We start from the raw sequence: 18185 nt of genomic DNA, 5'->3' as shown, positions 1-18185 counted from the left end.
TATGCCAGTAAAAAAGATATGTGTTGTTGTTACAGCTCGTCCTTCTTATAGTAGAATAAAAACGGCTTTAACCGCAATCAAAAAACATCCTAAATTAGAGTTGCAATTAGTAATTGCTGGTTCAGCATTGTTGGGACGTTACGGAAATGCAGTTGAGTTTATTGAAAAAGATGGTTTTGAAATTGCTGAAAAAGTATTTATGGTTTTGGAAGGTGAAAACCCAACATCTATGGCAAAAACGACAGGACTGGGAGTTATGGAGTTGGCAAATGTATTTTATAAATTGCAACCAGATGCCGTAATTACCATTGCAGATCGATTTGAAACGATTGCTACAAGTATTGCTGCTTCATATCAAAACATTCCTTTAATTCACATACAAGGGGGGGAGGTTACTGGAAATATTGACGAAAAAGTACGTCATGCCAACACAAAATTAGCAGATTTACATTTAGTCGCTTCTGAGGATGCAAAAGAAAGAGTTCTGAAGATGGGAGAAAATCCAACAATGGTTTTTAACACCGGTTGTCCATCTATAGATTTGGCACACGAAATAAAAGTAAATTCAAAATTATATTTTGATCCGATTCAAAAATATGGAGGCGTAGGAGAAAAAATAGATTGGGAAAAAGGATATTTGGTGGTGATGCAACATCCCGTAACTACAGAATACGAATCGGCTAGAAAAGATGTTGAAAAAACATTAGAAGCTGTTTATGAATTAGATATTCCAACCTTTTGGTTTTGGCCAAATGTAGATGCTGGTGCAGATGGTACTTCAAGCGGAATTAGAAGTTTTAGAGAAAGAAAAAAACCAAAAAACATTCACTTTTTTAAAAATATGGAACCCAATGACTTTTTGCTGCTTTTAGCAAATAGTAAGTGTTTGATAGGGAATTCGAGTGTTGGAATTCGTGAATGCTCTTATTTAGGTGTTCCTGTTGTAAATATCGGTACAAGACAAAACAGAAGACAAAGAGGAAATAATGTTACGGATACTCAGTATGATAAAAAAGCCATTTTAGAAGCTATAAAAGAAAGAATTGCATGTGAAAACATTACGTCATCTTCTATTTATGGAGATGGAAAATCAGGAGAAAAAATAGCAGAAATTTTAGCAAATACAGAAATTCCGTTTCATAAAACAATTCAATATTAATGAGGATTTTAGGATTGATACCAGCAAGAGGAGGTTCAAAAGGTGTTCCTGGAAAAAATATTAAAATACTGGGAGGCAGGTATTTAATTCAATATACAGCAGAAATTGCTTTGCAATCAAATCTATTGTCAAAAGTGATTGTTAGTACTGATGATGATGCCATTATAGCTGTTGCTGAACAAATTGGTTTAACAGTTCCGTTTAAAAGGCCTGCAAATTTAGCAAACGACAAATCACCTACATTACCCGTAATTCTTCATGCTTTAGAGTATTTAGAATCGAAAGGGGAGTGTTTTGATGCCGTTTGTTTGTTACAAGTTACAAGTCCGTTTAGAACGGTTGCTTTTTTAGATTTAGCAATTCAACAATTTATAGAGAAAGATACAGATTCTTTAGTTTCAGTATTAGAAGTTCCTCATGAATACAATCCGCATTGGACATTTGAATTAGATGAAAATCAGCATTTAAAAATTGCGACTGGAGAAGAAGAAATTATAACAAGACGCCAAAATTTGCCAAAAGCATATCATAGAGATGGTAGTTTGTATCTAACAAAAACTTCGGTTTTAAAAGAGCAGAACTCGTTATATGGAAAAACAATTTCTCATATCGAATCTCCTAAAGAATTTTATGTAAATATAGATACGTTAGAAGATTGGCAAAAAGCAGAGCAAATAATTAATAAAAAATTCTGGGGCAGATAAATTTTAATGGATAGAGATTTCAACTATTGAGAAAATAAATAAAAGATGTTTTTAGAAAAAAATGTTCCTAAAATTTTCTTAAAGCATAGAACAGATTGTAAATAGAATAAAGATTGATTGTAAATAAAAATAGTTTTCAAAATATGAAAAGTGTTGCTTTTTTATTGGCTGATGGAGTAGGGATACGGAATTATTTATATTCTGATGTTTTAAAAGAATTGATAGAGAAAGGTGTTGAACCTATTTTACTTCATGATCTTTCTGATCAAGCAATTGAAGAAATAGAGAAACACCATCATTATAAATTTATTAGCCATAAAATTCCTCAGCATAAGGAAACGGTTGAACAAAAATTTTTAAGAGAATTGATCTCTTTAGCAAGGATAAAATTCAATATAAAATTAACGAACAATACTTCTTTACGAAACAATTGGAAACCTATAAAAAAGAAATTTTTTCAAAAGGTATTTTATTTTGTTTTAGAATTGATAAGCTTTTTAGGATTTAAGAAATATGCCAGTATTTTACAATTAGAAAAATTGTATGAAAATTCGTTTTCGGATGATGCTTACGGACATTTGCTAAGAGATTTAAATATTGATGTTATTTTTAATACACATCAAAGAGTTATTAAAGCAGCACCAATTATTGCTTCTGCTAAAAAGAATAATATAAAAACTATTGGTGCTATTTTTTCTTGGGATAATATTCCGAAAGCAAAATTAACCGTTAGAACAGATTCTTATGTTGTTTGGTCTGAGCATATGAAAGATGAAATGAAATTGTTTTATCCTGAAATTTCTCAAGAAAAAATTATAATTACTGGGACACCTCAATTTGAGTTTTATGCTAATAAAGAGTTGTTGCAATCGAAAGAAGAATTTTGCAATCAGTTTGCATTAGATGCTTCAAAGAAAATAATTTGTTATTCAGGAGATGATACAAGAACATCACCCTATGATCCAGATTATTTATATGACTTGGCTTCCAGTATTCATCAGTTACCTGAAGATAAACAAGCTCAAGTGCTTTTAAGAAGATGTCCGGTAGATTTAACAGGAAGATTTGATTCGATTGTGAAAAAATATCCTAAAATTATAAAAGTTGCGGATCCTCTTTGGAATTTTGATAAAAACAACAAACAAAATTGGACTTTGGTATATCCAAAATTTGAAGATGTTGCTTTGTTAATAAACACGGTAAAACATTGCGATGTTGTTTTAAATGTTGGGTCAACGATGGCTCATGATTTTGCCATGTATCAAAAACCAGCAATTTATATCAATTACGATGTGCCACATGCAAAAAAATGGTCGGTAGATACAATCTATAAATTTCAACATTTTAGAAGTATGGAGGGTTTAAAACCTGTTTTTTGGCTCAATAGTAAAGAATCAATTATAGAGACATTAGATCATGCTTTCAATAGTAATAAAAATTCTAAAGAAATTATAGATGGACAAAAATGGGTAGATACCATTTCTAACGAAAGAGAAAATGCATCTAAAAATATTAGTAATTTATTAATTCAATAACATATGCATATTGTCTATTTGACAGGTGAATATCCAAAAAAAGGAGTTGATGGTGGAGGTATTGGTTCATTTGTTCAATTTATTGGTAGAAGATTAGTTAATCTAGGGATTCGTGTTTCGGTTATCGGAATCAATAATACCATGACTGATGAGAGTGAAAATGACCAGGGAGTAGCAATATATCGTTTGTCAAAATCGTCTTGGAAATTTGCTAAGTTTTATGACAATACAAAACGTATTCTAAAAAAAATAGAGACTTTAAATTCGATAAAAAAAATTGATATCGTAGAAGGGAGTGAATTGAATTTTGCATTTTTTCCGAGAATTACTTCCTATAAAAAAGTAATTCGTTTACATGGAGGGCATCATTTTTTTGCCATCGAATTAGATAAAAAACCAGCTTTATGGAGAGGTTTTCAAGAAAAAAAATCTTTAAAAAATACAGATCATTTTATAGCCGTAACAGATTATGTAGGTTATCAAACACAGAAATATTTAAATCTTAAATTTGAATATACAACTATACACAATGGTATCAATCTTAACAATTTTTATGAGAGTGATGTTACAAAAGAAACCTCATATAAACTGTTATTTGTAGGTACAGTCTGTGAAAAAAAAGGAATAAAGCAATTGATTGAAACATTGCCTTTCATTTTAAAAAAATACCCTAAAACCACTTTAGAAATTATAGGTAGAGATTGGTTTTCTAAAGAAGGTACTTCTTATATAGAATTTTTAAAAACAGCTGTAATTAAAGGGAAAGGTTTAGAGGGTAAAATTAAATTTACTGGAGGTTTGCCTTATCATGATTTACCGAAGCATATAGAAAGTGCACATGTTTGTATTTATCCCTCTTTTGCAGAATCTTTTGGTTTGACATTGATTGAAGGTATGGTCATGGGAAAATTAGTTGCAGCAAGTACCATTGCACCTTTTAAAGAGATTGTTGGTAATAGCAATGTTGTTTCTTTGTTTGACCCCAATGATAGAAGTGATATGAGTGAGAAAATTGTAAATTTGTTATCTGTAGATAAAAATAACTTACAATTAAGACAAGATGCTAGAAAATATGTATTAACGATGTTTTCTACAGAAGCTATTATTGCTAAGAATATTCAATTTTATAAAAAAATACAATAATGTTATACTCATACAAAAAATATGAATATCATATAAATAGCTAACTATAACTAATGAAATTTTCAATAATTACTCATGCAATTCATAAAAAAAAGGAAAATCAAATATTTTCCTATGAACCTTATGTGAGAGAAATGAATTTATGGTTGAATAATGTTGATGAAACAAAAATTATTTCACCAATTTCTGAAGTGGAAATTTCTAAGATTGAAACTTCTTTTATTGGAAATAAAATAACGTTAATCCCTATTCCAAATATCAACCTATTAACCCTTAAAGATATTGTTTCTACTGTATTCAAAATTCCAATTATTCTAATTAAAATATACAAAGCAATGCAATGGGCAGATCATATTCATTTAAGATGTCCAGGAAACATAGGTCTGTTAGGTGCCTTGGTACAGGTATTATTTCCATCAAAACCTAAAACGGTTAAATATGCTGGTAATTGGGATCCTAATGATACAAATCAACCTTTGAGCTATCGTTTCCAAAAAAGGTTGTTATCAAATACTTTTTTTACTAAAAATTGCAAAGTTTTAGTGTATGGTGAATGGGAAAATCAAACAAAAAATATAGTTCCCTTTTTTACGGCATCTTATAGAGAAAAAGAAATCATTCAATTGCCCGTTAAAACATTTAAAGAAAAAATTAGGTTTATATATGTAGGTGCTTTTACTAAAGGGAAGCAACCTATAATAAGTGTTAAAACAGTTGAGGAGTTGTTTAAAAAAGGATATCAAGTAGAATTGTCAATGTTTGGAGATGGAACGGAGTTTTTAGAAGTAGAGACTTATGTCAAAAAAAATAAGCTTACAGATATTGTACTTTTAAAAGGAAATCAACCCAAAGAAAAAGTAAAATTAGCATTTCAAGAAAGTCAATTTTTAATATTTATTTCAAAATCTGAAGGCTGGCCAAAAGTTGTGGCAGAAGCTATGTTTTGGTCTTGTTTGACTATTTCTACAAAAGTATCCTGCATTCCATATATGTTAGATAACGGCAATAGAGGAAGTATTGTTAGTAATAATATTGAAGAAATAACAAAGACAATTCAAGAATATTTAGATAATTTTGAGAAATATACTGAGCATATAGAAAAAGCTAAAAACTGGTCTCAAAAATACACATTGGATACGTTTGAAAAGGAAATATCTAAATTGATATGAAAAAAATAAAAGTGTTACAATTGATAGATTCTCTAAGTGTAGGTGGAGCAGAAGTATTGGCTGTTAATATTGCAAATGCACTATCGAAAAAGAAGTCAATAGAATCCTATCTGTGTGCTACAAGAGAAGAAGGGGTTTTAAAAGAAAAGATAGATTTAGATCCTGCAAAATATCTATTTTTAAAAAGAAAAAAGACATTAGATATAAAAGCTTTTCAACAATTGATTTCTTTTTGTAAACATGAAAAAATTGAAATTATACATGCACATACAAATTCCTTTTTTATGGCATTTATTGTTCGCTTGTTTTATGCTGAAATAAAGATTGTATGGCATAATCATACAGGAGATAATATAAATCTTAAAGGTCTGAAATTATATATATTAAAAATTACTAGTTTTTATTTTGAAACAATAATAAATGTAAATAAACCTTTAAACGTATGGTCTACAGCAAAATTAAATTCAAGAAATTCTGTTTTTTTAAATAACTTTCCCTTTTTTAAAAATGAGAATGACAAAACTTTTTTAAAGGGTGAAAAAGGAAAAAGAATAGTTTGTTTGGCGGCATTTAGGCCTGAAAAAGATCATTTAAATTTATTAAAAGCCTTTAAATTAGTTGTAGCTGAGAATAAAGGTTGGACTTTACACTTTGTAGGTAAACCATATGAAGATAATTATTCAGAAGAAATCATAAATTTTGTTAAAAAAATGTCATTAAACGATTGTGTTTATTTTTATGGAATACAGTCAGATATTAAACACATTTTAGAACAATGTTCTATTGGAGTTTTGTCTTCAAAATCAGAAGGTCTACCTTTGGCTCTTTTAGAATATGGATTGGCTAAATTACCGGTTATTGTAACTGATGTTGGCGAGTGTAGAAATGTTATTGAGCAAGGAATATCGGGAATTGTTGTAGAAAAAGAAAATAGTTTAGAATTAAAAATTGCATTAGAAGAATTAATTAACTCTGAAGAAAAGAGAAAAAAATATGGAGAGTTACATTCTAAAAATGTAAATAATTTTTACTCTCAAAAAAGTTTTATAAATCAATTAATAAAAAATTATACGATATAATTTGATTCAATATATTTTAAATAATAAATTAAAACTAATAGGTATTCATATTCTTATCGGTTTTTTAGGAACGCTGCCCGTTTTTCCGAAAGTTTATGGTGTGGTATGTATGGTTCTCCCTATAATATTAGTTGTTAGTGCCAATAATAGAAACGAAGAAGCATTTTTATTTGCTTCCTATATTGCAGGTGCAGAAATTTTTATAAGAATGATTCATGGAACTATTCTCTATGAAACGGGTAAATATGGTGTAGCACTATTTTTATTATTGGGCATATTTTTTGGTCCTTTTAAACAAAAATTTTCTGTCCATTATCTATTTTATATATTACTTTTATTATTAGGTATTGTTTTTACACAAGTGCCAGAAGGAGAGTCTTTACGTAAAAATATTATATTTAATTTAAGTGGTCCTATTATATTAGGGGTTTGTGCTATGTATTTTTATTATAGACCTATAAGCAAACAAAAGTTAATGGATGCGCTGTTTTTTATGCTATTACCTTTGTTTTCAATGGTGGCTTATCTGTATTTTAGAACCCCAGATTTAAAAGAAATTGTTTTTAATACTGCTGCAAATTTTTCAACTTCAGGTGGTTTTGGACCAAACCAAGTAGCTACAGCTATTGGCTTAGGTATGCTTATAATAGCTGTTTTTTTATTATTTAAAGAAAAATTATCTGGGTATATCTATTTAGATGCATTTTTTTTAATTTACTTTTCTTATAGAGGTTTATTAACATTTTCTAGAGGAGGTCTATTTACGGCGGTTATATCCTTTGTGTTTTTTTCATTTTTTATTATTTTATATAAAAAAATAAACTTTCAAATACTTGTTAAATATGTTTTAGTTTTAAGTTTCTTTATTGTTGCAATTTGGCTGTACACTTCTAATATTACTGGAGGAATGTTAGACAATAGATACACAGGTAAAAATGCAGCAGGAAAACAAAAGGAAGATATTTCTGCTGGTAGAGGAGATTTATTATTGTTTCAGTTTACTAATTTTTATGAAAACCCTTTGGGTATTGGAGTAGGGAATGGAAAATATGAAAGAATAAAATCTAATGAAAGAATTACAGCAGCATCTCATAATGAGGTAGGGAGATTAGTAGAAGAACATGGTATAATTGGTTTTGTTTTGTTATTATTGTTATTACTAGTGCCATTGCTTAATTTTTTTCAAGCAAATAATTTTCAAAAAGGGTTTATAATAATGTTTTATATGATGTGGTTTTTAACAATTAATCACTCTGCAATGCGTGTTGCTTTACCAGGTTTTATGTATGCTTTAAGTTTGATAAGAATTACAAATATTGAAAATGATTTAATTGATGAGGGATAAGAAGATTCTTTATATTGGTAATAACTTAACTAAAAAGACTAAATATAACTCTACATTAATGGTTTTATCTAGTTTATTAAGACAGGAAGGTTTTTTAGTTACCGTGTCATCGGATAAAACAAATAAATTAGTAAGATTAATAGATATGTGTTTTTCTTTATTGAAAAATATTAGAAAGACCGATTATGTTTTAATTGATACTTTTAGTACCATAAATTTTTATTATGCATTAATTATTTCTCAATTATCAAGGCTTTTTAAATTAAAATACATTCCCATTTTACATGGAGGTAATTTACCGATTAGGCTAGATAAAAATCCATTATTTTGTGATTTGATCTTTAAAAACTCTTATAAGAATATTGCACCTTCAAATTATTTAAAATCAGCTTTTGAAAAAAAAGGCTATGAAACCATGTTTATTCCGAATATTGTAGAAATCGAAAATTATAACTTTAAGTTAAGAAGATCTTTAGAACCTAAATTGTTTTGGGTAAGAGCTTTTAAAGAAATTTACAATCCTACATTAGCTATTAAAGTTTTAGATGTATTAAAGAAAGAATATCCTAAAGCTAAACTTTGCATGGTGGGACCTTTTGTAGATACTAGTTATACAGACTGTGTAAAATTAGTATCAGAATTAAAATTAGAAAATTCTGTAGAATTTACAGGGGTTCTTTTAAAGGAAGATTGGCATAAAAAATCTCAAGAATTTGACGTTTTTATAAATACAACAAACTTTGATAATACACCTGTAAGTGTAATGGAAGCAATGGCTTTAGGGTTGCCTATAGTTACTACGAATGTTGGTGGAATTCCTTTTTTAATAGATGATAAAATTGATGGATTATTAGTTTTTAAATCGAATGCAAAGGAAATGGCTGATGCGATTATTACTATTCTTAATAATACATATCCAAATTTAGCAGTTATAGCTAGAAGTAAAGTTGAAAGGTTCAGTTGGGATAATAATAAAGATAAATGGTTTAAAGTTTTAAGATGATCTATAATAAATTAATTGAAAGTATCATTCTTCCTATAGGTGATTTTTTTTTAAAAACTACTTATATTAAAAGGCTAAAGTACTGGAGGAGTATTGATAGCTTATCGTTAAAAGATATAAATAAAGTTCAAAAGAAAAGTTTACAAAGAGTACTAGAGTTAGCTAATAAAAAACTAAAACTTTATGAGCAAATTAAATTTGAAGGTGATGATCCTTATATTTGGTTAAAGGAATTTCCTATACTCACAAAAAAGAAATTAAATGAAAATATAGATAATCTTTTAACTGAAGATAAAAAAGGACTTCATAAATTTTCAACAAGTGGATCATCAGGTATTAGGGCAGAAATTTACATGAATAATGAAGACTTATCTTCTTTTAGAGCAGGTAATACTAGATGGTGGGAATGGGGAGGTTATAAAATTGGAGATAACTTATTACAAACAGGAATGACTCCAAACAGAAAAGCTTTAAAAGGTATTAAAGATGTACTATTTAAAACATTATATGTTAGTGCTTTTGCTTTGTCAGAAGAACAGATGTATAAAATATTGAATAAAGTTAAGGATAAAAATTACTATTTATTAGGTTATGCCTCATCTTTAAATATTTTAGCAGAATTCGCTATAGATAAAGGAATACCTATAGAGTTTAACAGTGTTATTAGTTTAGGAGACAAACTCTTTTCTCACTATAAAAAAAACATAAAAAAAGCTTTTAATTCAAATATAATAGAAACTTATGGATCTTCAGAAGGATTTCTTATTGCATGTCAATATGATTTAGATTATTTATACATTAATTCAGCTCAAGTATATCTTGAATTATTAGATGAAAATAATAGACCTGTTGAAGATGGAGAAATTGGTTATGTTGTTGTTACAAGATTAGATAATTCAGCAATGCCGTTAATTAGGTATAAAATTGGTGATTTGGCGATTAAATTACCGAAAGAAGAATACCCTACAAGTAGAAAATTAGACTACCCCTTATTAAAAAAAGTAATTGGTAGAGATACAGATGTTGTGATTTTACCAGATAATAGGAAACTTATAGTTCACTCATTTACGGGCATATTTGAATATTTTGAAGAAATAAAGCAATTTAAAGTCATACAGTATAATAATTTAGGAATTACTATTGAATATGTCAAAGGGAAGAATTATCAAACAGAAGTACTTGATAAGATATTGAAAAAACTTCAGGCTATAATTCTTGATTTTAATTTTAAAATTTATTTTAAAGAAGTTTTAGAAATAAAGGCAACTAAGTCCGGAAAGCCACAAATTGTAGAATCACATATAAAATCACTAAAGAATGAATAATTTAGTGTCAATTATTACACCTAATTTTAATTCTGAGAAATTTATTACTCAAACAATTAAAAGTGTAATAAATCAATCCTATGAAAATTGGGAAATGATTATTGTTGATGATCTTTCTACTGATTCTAGCATTAATATTATTAATTCTTTTTGTAAAAGTGATACAAGAATTAAATTACATAGATTAAAATGTAATTCGGGAGCAGCAGTTGCTAGAAATAAAGCAATTTCTTTAGCAAATGGAAATTTTATAGCTTTTTTAGATAGTGATGATTTATGGTTGCCAAAAAAATTAGAATTTCAATTAAATTTTATGTTATCCAATAATTTTGCATTAAGTTACACTTCGTATGAAATAATAAATGAAGAAGGTGATAAAACAGGTAAAATTATTAATTGTAAAATTAAGCTAGATTATAAGAGAATGTTGTATTCCAATGAAATTGGGTGTTTAACTGCGATGTATAATCAGGATGTATTAGGTAAGGTTTATATGCCTAATATTAGAAAAAGACAAGATTATGGTTTGTGGTTAAAAATTTTAAAAGTTGAAAAACATGCCTTTGGTATTTTAGAAGTTCTTGCTCAATATAGAGATCGTAGTCAGTCTATTTCAAACAATAAAGTAGAAATGCTTAAATGGAATTGGAATTTGTACAAAAATATAGAAAAACTGTCTTATCTTCAATCTAGTTTTTACACAATGTGTAATGTTATAAATAAATTGTTTAAATAAATATGAAATACTTAGTATCTTTAAATAGTTACATCGAGATTTAATATTGAATAGTTAAAAAAAACACAGCAATTTTTATGAATAATTTTAAATTACTTACTTATTTATTAGTATTCTTTTTTATAGATTTGCGGTATTCTCTAAATAATTTTTTTAATGATTTTCTTCAATAATTATTAAGTAATTGAATTCGTTTAAATAAAAGAACATCATTTGTCAGGAAAAATATCATACTTTAACGTATCCGAAAGAAAGCTTTTTTTAAGAATAATAGATGTTGTTATTCTAGTATCTAGTTTGTATTTAGCATCATTATTTATTAATTTTACATATATCAATTTTTCAAATGATGCCATTAATACTAAAATAGTATTGTTAGTCTTTTATTTTTTAATTTTTGGTCAAATTTTTCAACTGTATGGTTTAGATGTTTCAAATAATAAATACTTAACTGTAAGAGCAACAATACTAACTGTATTTGCAACTACCATTCTCTATATTTTTACTCCTTATTTTTCTCCAGTATTACCTTCCAATAGATTGCAAATATTTTATTTTTTCTTGCTATCTTTTATACCTATTTTACTTTGGAGATTTATATATATATCATTAATATTTTCTCCAAAATATTTTAAGTCTATCGTTTTTGTTGGTAATTCAGAAAGAATTAAAAAATTACTTACTCAAGTATATAATGATTCTTATCATGATGTTTCTGCTTATTTATCTGATAAAGAAATTAAAGGAATTAATGGTTTTATAGACATTTCTAAAACTACAATAGCTTCAATTTTGGCAGACAATTCTATTACAGAAGTAGTTGTTTCTAAAAGAGACCTTTCTGAAGAAGTCGTAAACCGTTTAAAGAAAGAGCTTATTGTATTATTTGAACAAGGCGTTAATATTGTAAGTTATGAAACTTTTTATGAAAATGTAAATGTTAGAATTCCTAGAGAATATTTAGATCATAATTTTTATAGACATATCAATTTTAGTAAGAATAATTCTAATAATTTTTATCTTTTTGGTTTAAGGTTTGTAGATATTTTATTATCAGTTATTGGAGCTTTATGTTTTTTATGTGTTATTCCATTAATTTTTATAGGTAATGTTATGGCCAATAGAGGCCCTTTATTTTATACTCAATTACGAGTTGGAGAAAATGGTAAAGTTTTTAGGATTTTTAAGTTGAGGTCTATGATTAAGGATGCAGAAAAAGGAGGTGCTGTTTGGGCTAAAAAGGATGATACAAGAATTACTGCTTTTGGTAAATTTTTAAGACGTACTAGACTAGATGAAATGCCTCAGTTTTTTAATATAATAAAAGGGGATATGAGTTTAATTGGTCCTAGACCAGAAAGACCAGAATTTGTGAAAGATTTAGAAGCTAAGATCCCTTTTTATGCTATTAGACACGTTATTAGACCTGGTTTAACAGGTTGGGCTCAAGTAAATTATCCGTATGCTAATACAATAGAAGAACAAGAAACTAAATTGCGTTACGATTTGTATTATATAAAAGAGCGTAGTGCTTTTTTAGATTTCAAAATTTTTATAAAGACGTTTACTACGGTCTTATATTTTAAAGGTCAATAGTCTTTTAGATAAATAGTAATATCTCACTAAAAGGAATATTAATATTGGAATGACAACTGTTGGAAAAACCTGAACTTTTACAATCCATAGAATAGGTATTATTACTAGTAATATTAGTAGTAGCTGCATATACCTTTTCAACCATTCTGGTAGATGTGTTTTTAGCAATACAAAAGCAATAACTACATTAGGTGCAAATGCCCATAATAGGTTAAAATTATTTGGTGCCGTTGAGTGTGTTGAGAAAAACCAAAGGAAAAACAGAGCACAACCAATAAGGCCTGTTATAAAAAATAAGATAAAATCTAAAGCCTTTGTTCTTTTATTATTTTTAAAGTCTTTATAGGTAATATAAATTCCCAATAAAGCCAGAAGACTAAAGATTAAAAAAGGATTATATATGGAGCTTTTAGCTTCTTTTTCTTTAAAGTTTAGTAGTGTGATTTCACTTTTTACCAATTCTTGAGGTTGATTTTTAATATAAACAGTAGCATCTTTAAAAGAACTATATACATAGTCTGGTAAGTACATATATTGCTCAAAAGTAGCTTGTTCATCTAGTTTTGTACCTGCTATTAAATTTAAGCCAAAAGTTCCCCAAGAGTTCCAAGGAATTTCATTGTTTGTTAATTGTCTAAATGTGAGGTTTTTTTCTAGGTTGTTGTAGTCAAAGACAACTTTATCTCCTAAAATAGTTTTAGTAATATCTCTTAATTTGGTAGCGCAATTATCAAAATAAGGATCATATTGATAGTTGCTGTTTTCTGGCAAAGCATTGTTTTCTAAAAACTTAAAATAGCGTTGTTTCTCTTGCTGTGTTAAATTTAAAACTTGCTCTTTTAACCAACGTTTGTCTCTTCTGTAACTTGCTATAAAGTATTTAAAATCATAACGAGCTAAGCTATAAATCATATTTCCTTTTGCAAAATTTGTATAAAAGTTAGGCTGATTAAAATCAAACATTCCGTAATTGTAAATTAAATCTAATTTTAAAACGGGATCTTTAATTCTAATGGCAGAATGTCCAAAAGCTTCATATAATTCTTCTCCTGGTCCTGCAGTAACAATACTTACTTCTGCATACTCAGAAAGTTGTAGTTGTGCTTTTAAGGGTGAAAATATGGAAAGTAAAAATAGTAAGAGAAAGTACTTTTTGTTCATAAAAACTAAGGTCTAAAAAAACTATAATCGATTGTAATTGAAAAAATATTTGAATACAATGCATTACCAACACTACCAATGTTTGTTAAAGCATAATCTATTTTTATGCCATTGTATTTAAAGCCAACACCAAAATTGGGTTGCATAGAAAGTGATTTTGAATTGTCGAATTCTGTTATGTATTGAAAATTACCAACACCAGCTCTTAAGAAAACTAATTCATCATAATCTAACTGAAAACCCATTGCTGGATCTATACTTACTACATCAGAAGAAAATATATCATTGGTTTTGGTAAAACGCATATTTGCATTTGCTTCCGAAAGTAGATTAAACATACGGCCTATTCTCCAACTTTTAGCCACTCCTAATTGTAATTTAGGTTTGGTAATTTCTGTTGTTTCTGGTAAATCTTGATTTTCTCCAGGAATGGCGTCTTTAATCTTGTTAAATTCATCTTCATTAATTGCCCAACTATTAAAAGTAGTGGTAATATCTCTTGCCATCAATCCAAATTTCCAAGAATTTCGTTCAAACTGAATTCCTGCATCAAAGCCAAATCCGTAAGAAGAAGCAAAATCACCAATAATTCTTCTAACAATTTTAGCATTTACACCAAATTTAACATCCTTAAAAATTAAATTTCTAGCATACGCAAAGTTAAAAGCATAATCTACGGAAGAAAATAGTTGAATTCTGTTATAATCGATATTTCCATCACTATCAATTAACTCTGTGGTATTTAAAATATCATCTACCCCAAAACGAATTATAGAAACTCCAACGGCACTTTCTTTGTCTATTGGCATTGCAAAACTAGCGTGATTATAATTTGCAATTCCGGCAAAGTAAGAAGCATGCATTAACGATCCTTGATAGTCCTCTATACCTACTAATCCCGCAGGATTCCAATAAATAGAGTTTACATCATTGGTTGTAGCAACAACACTTTTACTCATTCCTAAGCCTGCCGCATCAACTCCTATTGTTAAAAATTCATTAGAGTAACTTCTAAATGCTTGTGCAGATAAAAGGAGCGGACTAAGTAGTATAAAAAATAATATTTTTTGTTTCAAAGAGTGAAAATTATCAGTAACAAATATCTAAAAACATACTAAAATAACAGTAGTTTTTTAAAGATATTGTTTACAATAGATTAATCTGGATATTTTGTTTGATAAATCTTTCAATTCTAAGTTCTAGCCAGTTGTTTTTAGCGTTGTAAAAAGAAGAAATAAAGCCACAATGACCGCCATAATTTGTAGTTTCAAAAAAGAAATTTTTAGAATTATTAGCTTCCTCAAAAGGAAAGCATTTATCGGATAAAAAAGTATCATCTTTAGAGTTGATGAGTAAAGTTGGTATTTTTATTTTTGATAAATACGGTTTGGCACTCGCTTTTTCCCAGTAATCTTCTGGACTTTTAAAACCAAAAACAGGCACAGTATATAGGTTTTCTAAATGTTTAAATCGGGTAGCCTTTGCCAATAAGTCTTTATCCACATGAAATTCAGGGAATTTTGCTGCTTTTTCTAAAATTTTAATTTTCATGCTTTTTAAAAACCGTTCTAAATACAATTTGTTCTTTAATTTTTCTAGTTCAAATTCTCCCGAAGCAATATCAATAGGAACAGAAACTGTAATTCCTCCTTTTATTTTAGAAGATATATTTTCAGATTGTTCACCTATATATTTTAAGGTTAAATTACCGCCTAAACTAAAACCAATTAGTATAATATTCTCATAGTCATAATGGTCTAAAAGATGTTTTACAACAAAATCTACATCTTCTGTTTTACCACTATGATACGTTCCTAAAAGTAAATTATCTTGACCAGAACAACCTCTTAAATTAAAACAAACAGTATCTAATCCTTTTGTATTTAAATGTTTGGTGGTAGATACGATGTATTTAGATTGAGAACTTCCTTCTAAACCGTGAATTAGTAAAACCAAGGTTTTAGAGCTCACTAAAGAAAAGTCTAAATCAATAAAATCTTTATCCCAAGTAGTAATTCTTTTTCGTTGATAATTACAATGTTCTTTGGTAAAAACAGATCTGTAAATAGTATTAAAATGACCACTTTTAAAGAGAAAAGTAGGAGTGAAGTCTGACGTAAATACAGGCATATATTGAAATTAAACTATTTTAAAAATTGAAATTAAAAGGTTTACTCGTTGTATAGTATGAATTGTGATTTTTTATAAAAATACTTACAAATATCATAAAAAAATAAAGAATAATTTAAACCACCCAAATTTGATTTCTTATTTTAGCTTTTCAATCAAACTAAAAAATGAATTTAAAGAAACATATTCCTAATTTAATAACGCTTGGTAATCTTTTTTGTGGAACAGTTGCAACAATTTTTGCTGTGGAAGGAGATTTTGTTTACGCAGGTCTATTTGTTGTTTTAGGAATTCTATTTGATTTTTTTGATGGCTTTGCAGCACGTTTATTACATGTTTCTGGTGAGTTAGGTAAACAATTAGATTCTTTGGCAGATATGGTTACAAGTGGTGTTGTACCAGGTATTATTGTGTACAAATTATTAATTGCAAACAATTCTGGTTTAACTGATTTTAACGAGCAAAGTTACGTGCCTTATTTAGGTTTGTTATTAACCTTAGGAGCTTGTTATAGATTGGCAAAATTTAATATTGATACAAGACAATCAGACTCTTTTATAGGGTTACCAACACCTGCAATGAGTTTATTTATAATTTCTTTACCTTTAATTCAAGAATACTCAACGGTGGCATTTGCTCAGGAGTTAATAGCAAGTAACTACTTTTTAATTGCAGTTACTTTGATTTTAACCTATTTAATGAATGCAGAATTACCTTTATTTTCTTTAAAATTTAAAGATTATTCATTTAAAAAGAACATAATTGTATATTCTTTTCTTTTTGCATCTTTAATTTTAATTTACACTTTACATTTTCTTTCCATTCCATTTATTATTATATTGTACATTATAATATCACTTATTAAAAAAATAATTGTTTTTAATGGAAGTAGCCAGAATTCCCCAGAATGAAAAAGAAAGGTTAGACGTTTTAAAAAACTATAATATTTTAGACTCTTTACCAGAAGAAGAATATGATGCAATTACAAAAATAGCATCTATTATTTGTAATACTTCAATTGCCTTAGTTTCTATTATTGATGAAAATAGACAATGGTTTAAATCTGCACATGGTATAGAAGGCGTAACTGAAACACCAAGAGAGGTGGCTTTTTGTTCACATGCAATTTTAGATCCCAATGAGTTGTTTATAATAAATGACGCATCAAAAGATAAACGCTTTTTTGATAACCCTTTAACGGTAAATGCACCCAATGTAATTTTTTATGCAGGCGCTCCGTTAAATAGTTCAGAAGGGGTTCCTTTAGGTACTTTGTGCGTTATTGATAACAAACCAAAGATTCTTACAGATAATCAAAAAGATTCTTTAAAATTATTACCAAAACAAGTAGTTGTACTTTTAGAGCTTCGAAAAAAAAACAATGAATTATCTACTTCTAATAGCGAGGTTAAAAAGTTAAATGAACAATTAAATAATTTTGCTTACCGATTAACGCATGATTTAAAATCGCCAATAAATGGGGTTAGTTTTTTATTAGATGTTTTAAAAGAAGATCATATTTCGCTTTTTAAAAATACAGGAGCAGAGGAGTACATTGGTTTAATTTCAGATAGAGTGGTATATATAGATACTTTGATAAACGAAATTTTAAATTATTCTAAAGTAACAAGTGAAAATATTGTTTTTGAACATTTTAATTTAAAATTATTTTTAGATAGTATTATAGCTAATATAGATTTTGAAAATAAGATACGCTTAGATACTTCTCATTTAAACGTAGATCTTTTTAGTTCTAAAATAGGACTTCTACAAGTTTTTCAGAATTTGATTTCTAATTCAAGGAAGTTTTTTGACGAAGAAAAATCAATCATTACGGTAAGCTTTAAAGAAGATTTAGAAAGCTATTATTTTATATATGAAGATAATGGCCCTGGTATTGAAGAAAAATACTTTAAAAAAGTTTTTGAAATGTTTGAAACTTTAGGTAGTACAGATGATAATAATACAGGTATTGGTTTAGCAACAGTACAATCTAGAGTAAAAAGACTTGGAGGTAATGTTGGTTTAAAGCATAGAGAAAACAATAAAAAAGGAGTTTGTTTCTATTTTAATATTTTAAAAAAGAAGAAAAATTAATTG

Annotated in this window: 16 protein-coding genes; 13 read left to right on the top strand and 3 right to left on the bottom strand. The window is 27.9% G+C overall.

Annotated features, from left to right (window positions below):
* The first annotated feature begins 1 nt into the window (after position 1).
* The 11 genes from neuC to WG945_RS03935 all read left to right on the top strand — a co-directional run bounded on the left by neuC (position 2) and on the right by WG945_RS03935 (position 12794).
* Positions 2-1159 (top strand): UDP-N-acetylglucosamine 2-epimerase, encoded by a 1158-nt coding sequence (neuC, locus tag WG945_RS03985; protein WP_068448435.1) that lies wholly within the window; start codon positions 2-4, stop codon positions 1157-1159.
* Positions 1159-1863 (top strand): cytidylyltransferase domain-containing protein, encoded by a 705-nt coding sequence (locus WG945_RS03980; RefSeq protein ID WP_068448433.1) that lies wholly within the window; start codon positions 1159-1161, stop codon positions 1861-1863. The genes neuC and WG945_RS03980 overlap by 1 nt, the downstream gene beginning before the upstream one ends.
* A gap of 143 nt (positions 1864-2006) precedes the next feature.
* The gene (locus WG945_RS03975) at positions 2007-3398 is read left to right on the top strand and encodes a hypothetical protein (RefSeq protein ID WP_068448431.1); all 1392 of its coding nucleotides are present in this window, start codon (positions 2007-2009) and stop codon (positions 3396-3398) included.
* A 3-nt stretch (positions 3399-3401) separates the two neighbouring features.
* Positions 3402-4541 (top strand): glycosyltransferase family 4 protein, encoded by a 1140-nt coding sequence (locus tag WG945_RS03970; protein WP_068448429.1) that lies wholly within the window; start codon positions 3402-3404, stop codon positions 4539-4541.
* Between the two features lie 53 nt (positions 4542-4594).
* Positions 4595-5710: a glycosyltransferase gene (locus tag WG945_RS03965; RefSeq protein WP_068448427.1), complete on the top strand. Its 1116-nt coding sequence runs from the start codon at positions 4595-4597 to the stop codon at positions 5708-5710.
* Positions 5707-6789, top strand: a complete 1083-nt coding sequence (locus WG945_RS03960; protein ID WP_082864166.1) for a glycosyltransferase — start codon at positions 5707-5709, stop codon at positions 6787-6789. Before WG945_RS03965 ends, WG945_RS03960 begins: the two co-directional genes overlap by 4 nt.
* A gap of 1 nt (position 6790) precedes the next feature.
* Complete coding sequence (locus WG945_RS03955) at positions 6791-8134, top strand: O-antigen ligase family protein (RefSeq protein ID WP_068448425.1); 1344 nt, start codon at positions 6791-6793, stop codon at positions 8132-8134.
* Positions 8124-9137, top strand: coding sequence for a glycosyltransferase family 4 protein (locus tag WG945_RS03950; RefSeq protein ID WP_068448423.1), 1014 nt, complete (start codon positions 8124-8126; stop codon positions 9135-9137). Before WG945_RS03955 ends, WG945_RS03950 begins: the two co-directional genes overlap by 11 nt.
* The gene (locus tag WG945_RS03945) at positions 9134-10462 is read left to right on the top strand and encodes a phenylacetate--CoA ligase family protein (RefSeq protein WP_068448420.1); all 1329 of its coding nucleotides are present in this window, start codon (positions 9134-9136) and stop codon (positions 10460-10462) included. The genes WG945_RS03950 and WG945_RS03945 overlap by 4 nt, the downstream gene beginning before the upstream one ends.
* Positions 10455-11198, top strand: coding sequence for a glycosyltransferase family 2 protein (locus tag WG945_RS03940; protein WP_068448418.1), 744 nt, complete (start codon positions 10455-10457; stop codon positions 11196-11198). The genes WG945_RS03945 and WG945_RS03940 overlap by 8 nt, the downstream gene beginning before the upstream one ends.
* A 213-nt stretch (positions 11199-11411) precedes the next feature.
* The gene (locus WG945_RS03935) at positions 11412-12794 is read left to right on the top strand and encodes an exopolysaccharide biosynthesis polyprenyl glycosylphosphotransferase (RefSeq protein WP_068448411.1); all 1383 of its coding nucleotides are present in this window, start codon (positions 11412-11414) and stop codon (positions 12792-12794) included.
* Here WG945_RS03935 and WG945_RS03930 read toward each other — a convergent pair.
* The 3 genes from WG945_RS03930 to WG945_RS03920 all read right to left on the bottom strand — a co-directional run bounded on the left by WG945_RS03930 (position 12774) and on the right by WG945_RS03920 (position 16085).
* Entirely contained in the window at positions 12774-13955 is a 1182-nt protein-coding gene (locus WG945_RS03930; RefSeq protein ID WP_068448409.1) for a DUF4105 domain-containing protein, read from the bottom strand. The two genes, WG945_RS03935 and WG945_RS03930, sit on opposite strands and share 21 nt — an antisense overlap.
* Positions 13956-13960: 5 nt before the next feature.
* Positions 13961-15031, bottom strand: coding sequence for a PorV/PorQ family protein (locus WG945_RS03925; protein WP_197482054.1), 1071 nt, complete (start codon positions 15029-15031; stop codon positions 13961-13963).
* A 70-nt stretch (positions 15032-15101) separates the two neighbouring features.
* Positions 15102-16085 carry a YheT family hydrolase gene (locus tag WG945_RS03920; protein ID WP_068448405.1) on the bottom strand — a complete coding sequence of 328 codons (984 nt, stop codon included), beginning with the start codon at positions 16083-16085 and terminating at the stop codon, positions 15102-15104.
* 167 nt (positions 16086-16252) lie between these two features.
* Between WG945_RS03920 and WG945_RS03915 the strand changes: the two genes are divergently transcribed.
* Both WG945_RS03915 and WG945_RS03910 read left to right on the top strand, forming a co-directional pair.
* Positions 16253-16996: a CDP-alcohol phosphatidyltransferase family protein gene (locus WG945_RS03915; protein WP_068448403.1), complete on the top strand. Its 744-nt coding sequence runs from the start codon at positions 16253-16255 to the stop codon at positions 16994-16996.
* A complete protein-coding gene (locus tag WG945_RS03910; RefSeq protein ID WP_068448401.1) occupies positions 16968-18182 on the top strand; it encodes a sensor histidine kinase in 1215 nt (404 codons plus the stop codon). Before WG945_RS03915 ends, WG945_RS03910 begins: the two co-directional genes overlap by 29 nt.
* Positions 18183-18185: the final 3 nt, after the last annotated feature.

The organism is Polaribacter atrinae, from assembly GCF_038023995.1.
Classification (GTDB): domain Bacteria; phylum Bacteroidota; class Bacteroidia; order Flavobacteriales; family Flavobacteriaceae; genus Polaribacter; species Polaribacter atrinae.
This window is presented reverse-complemented; position numbering and strand designations above follow the sequence as displayed.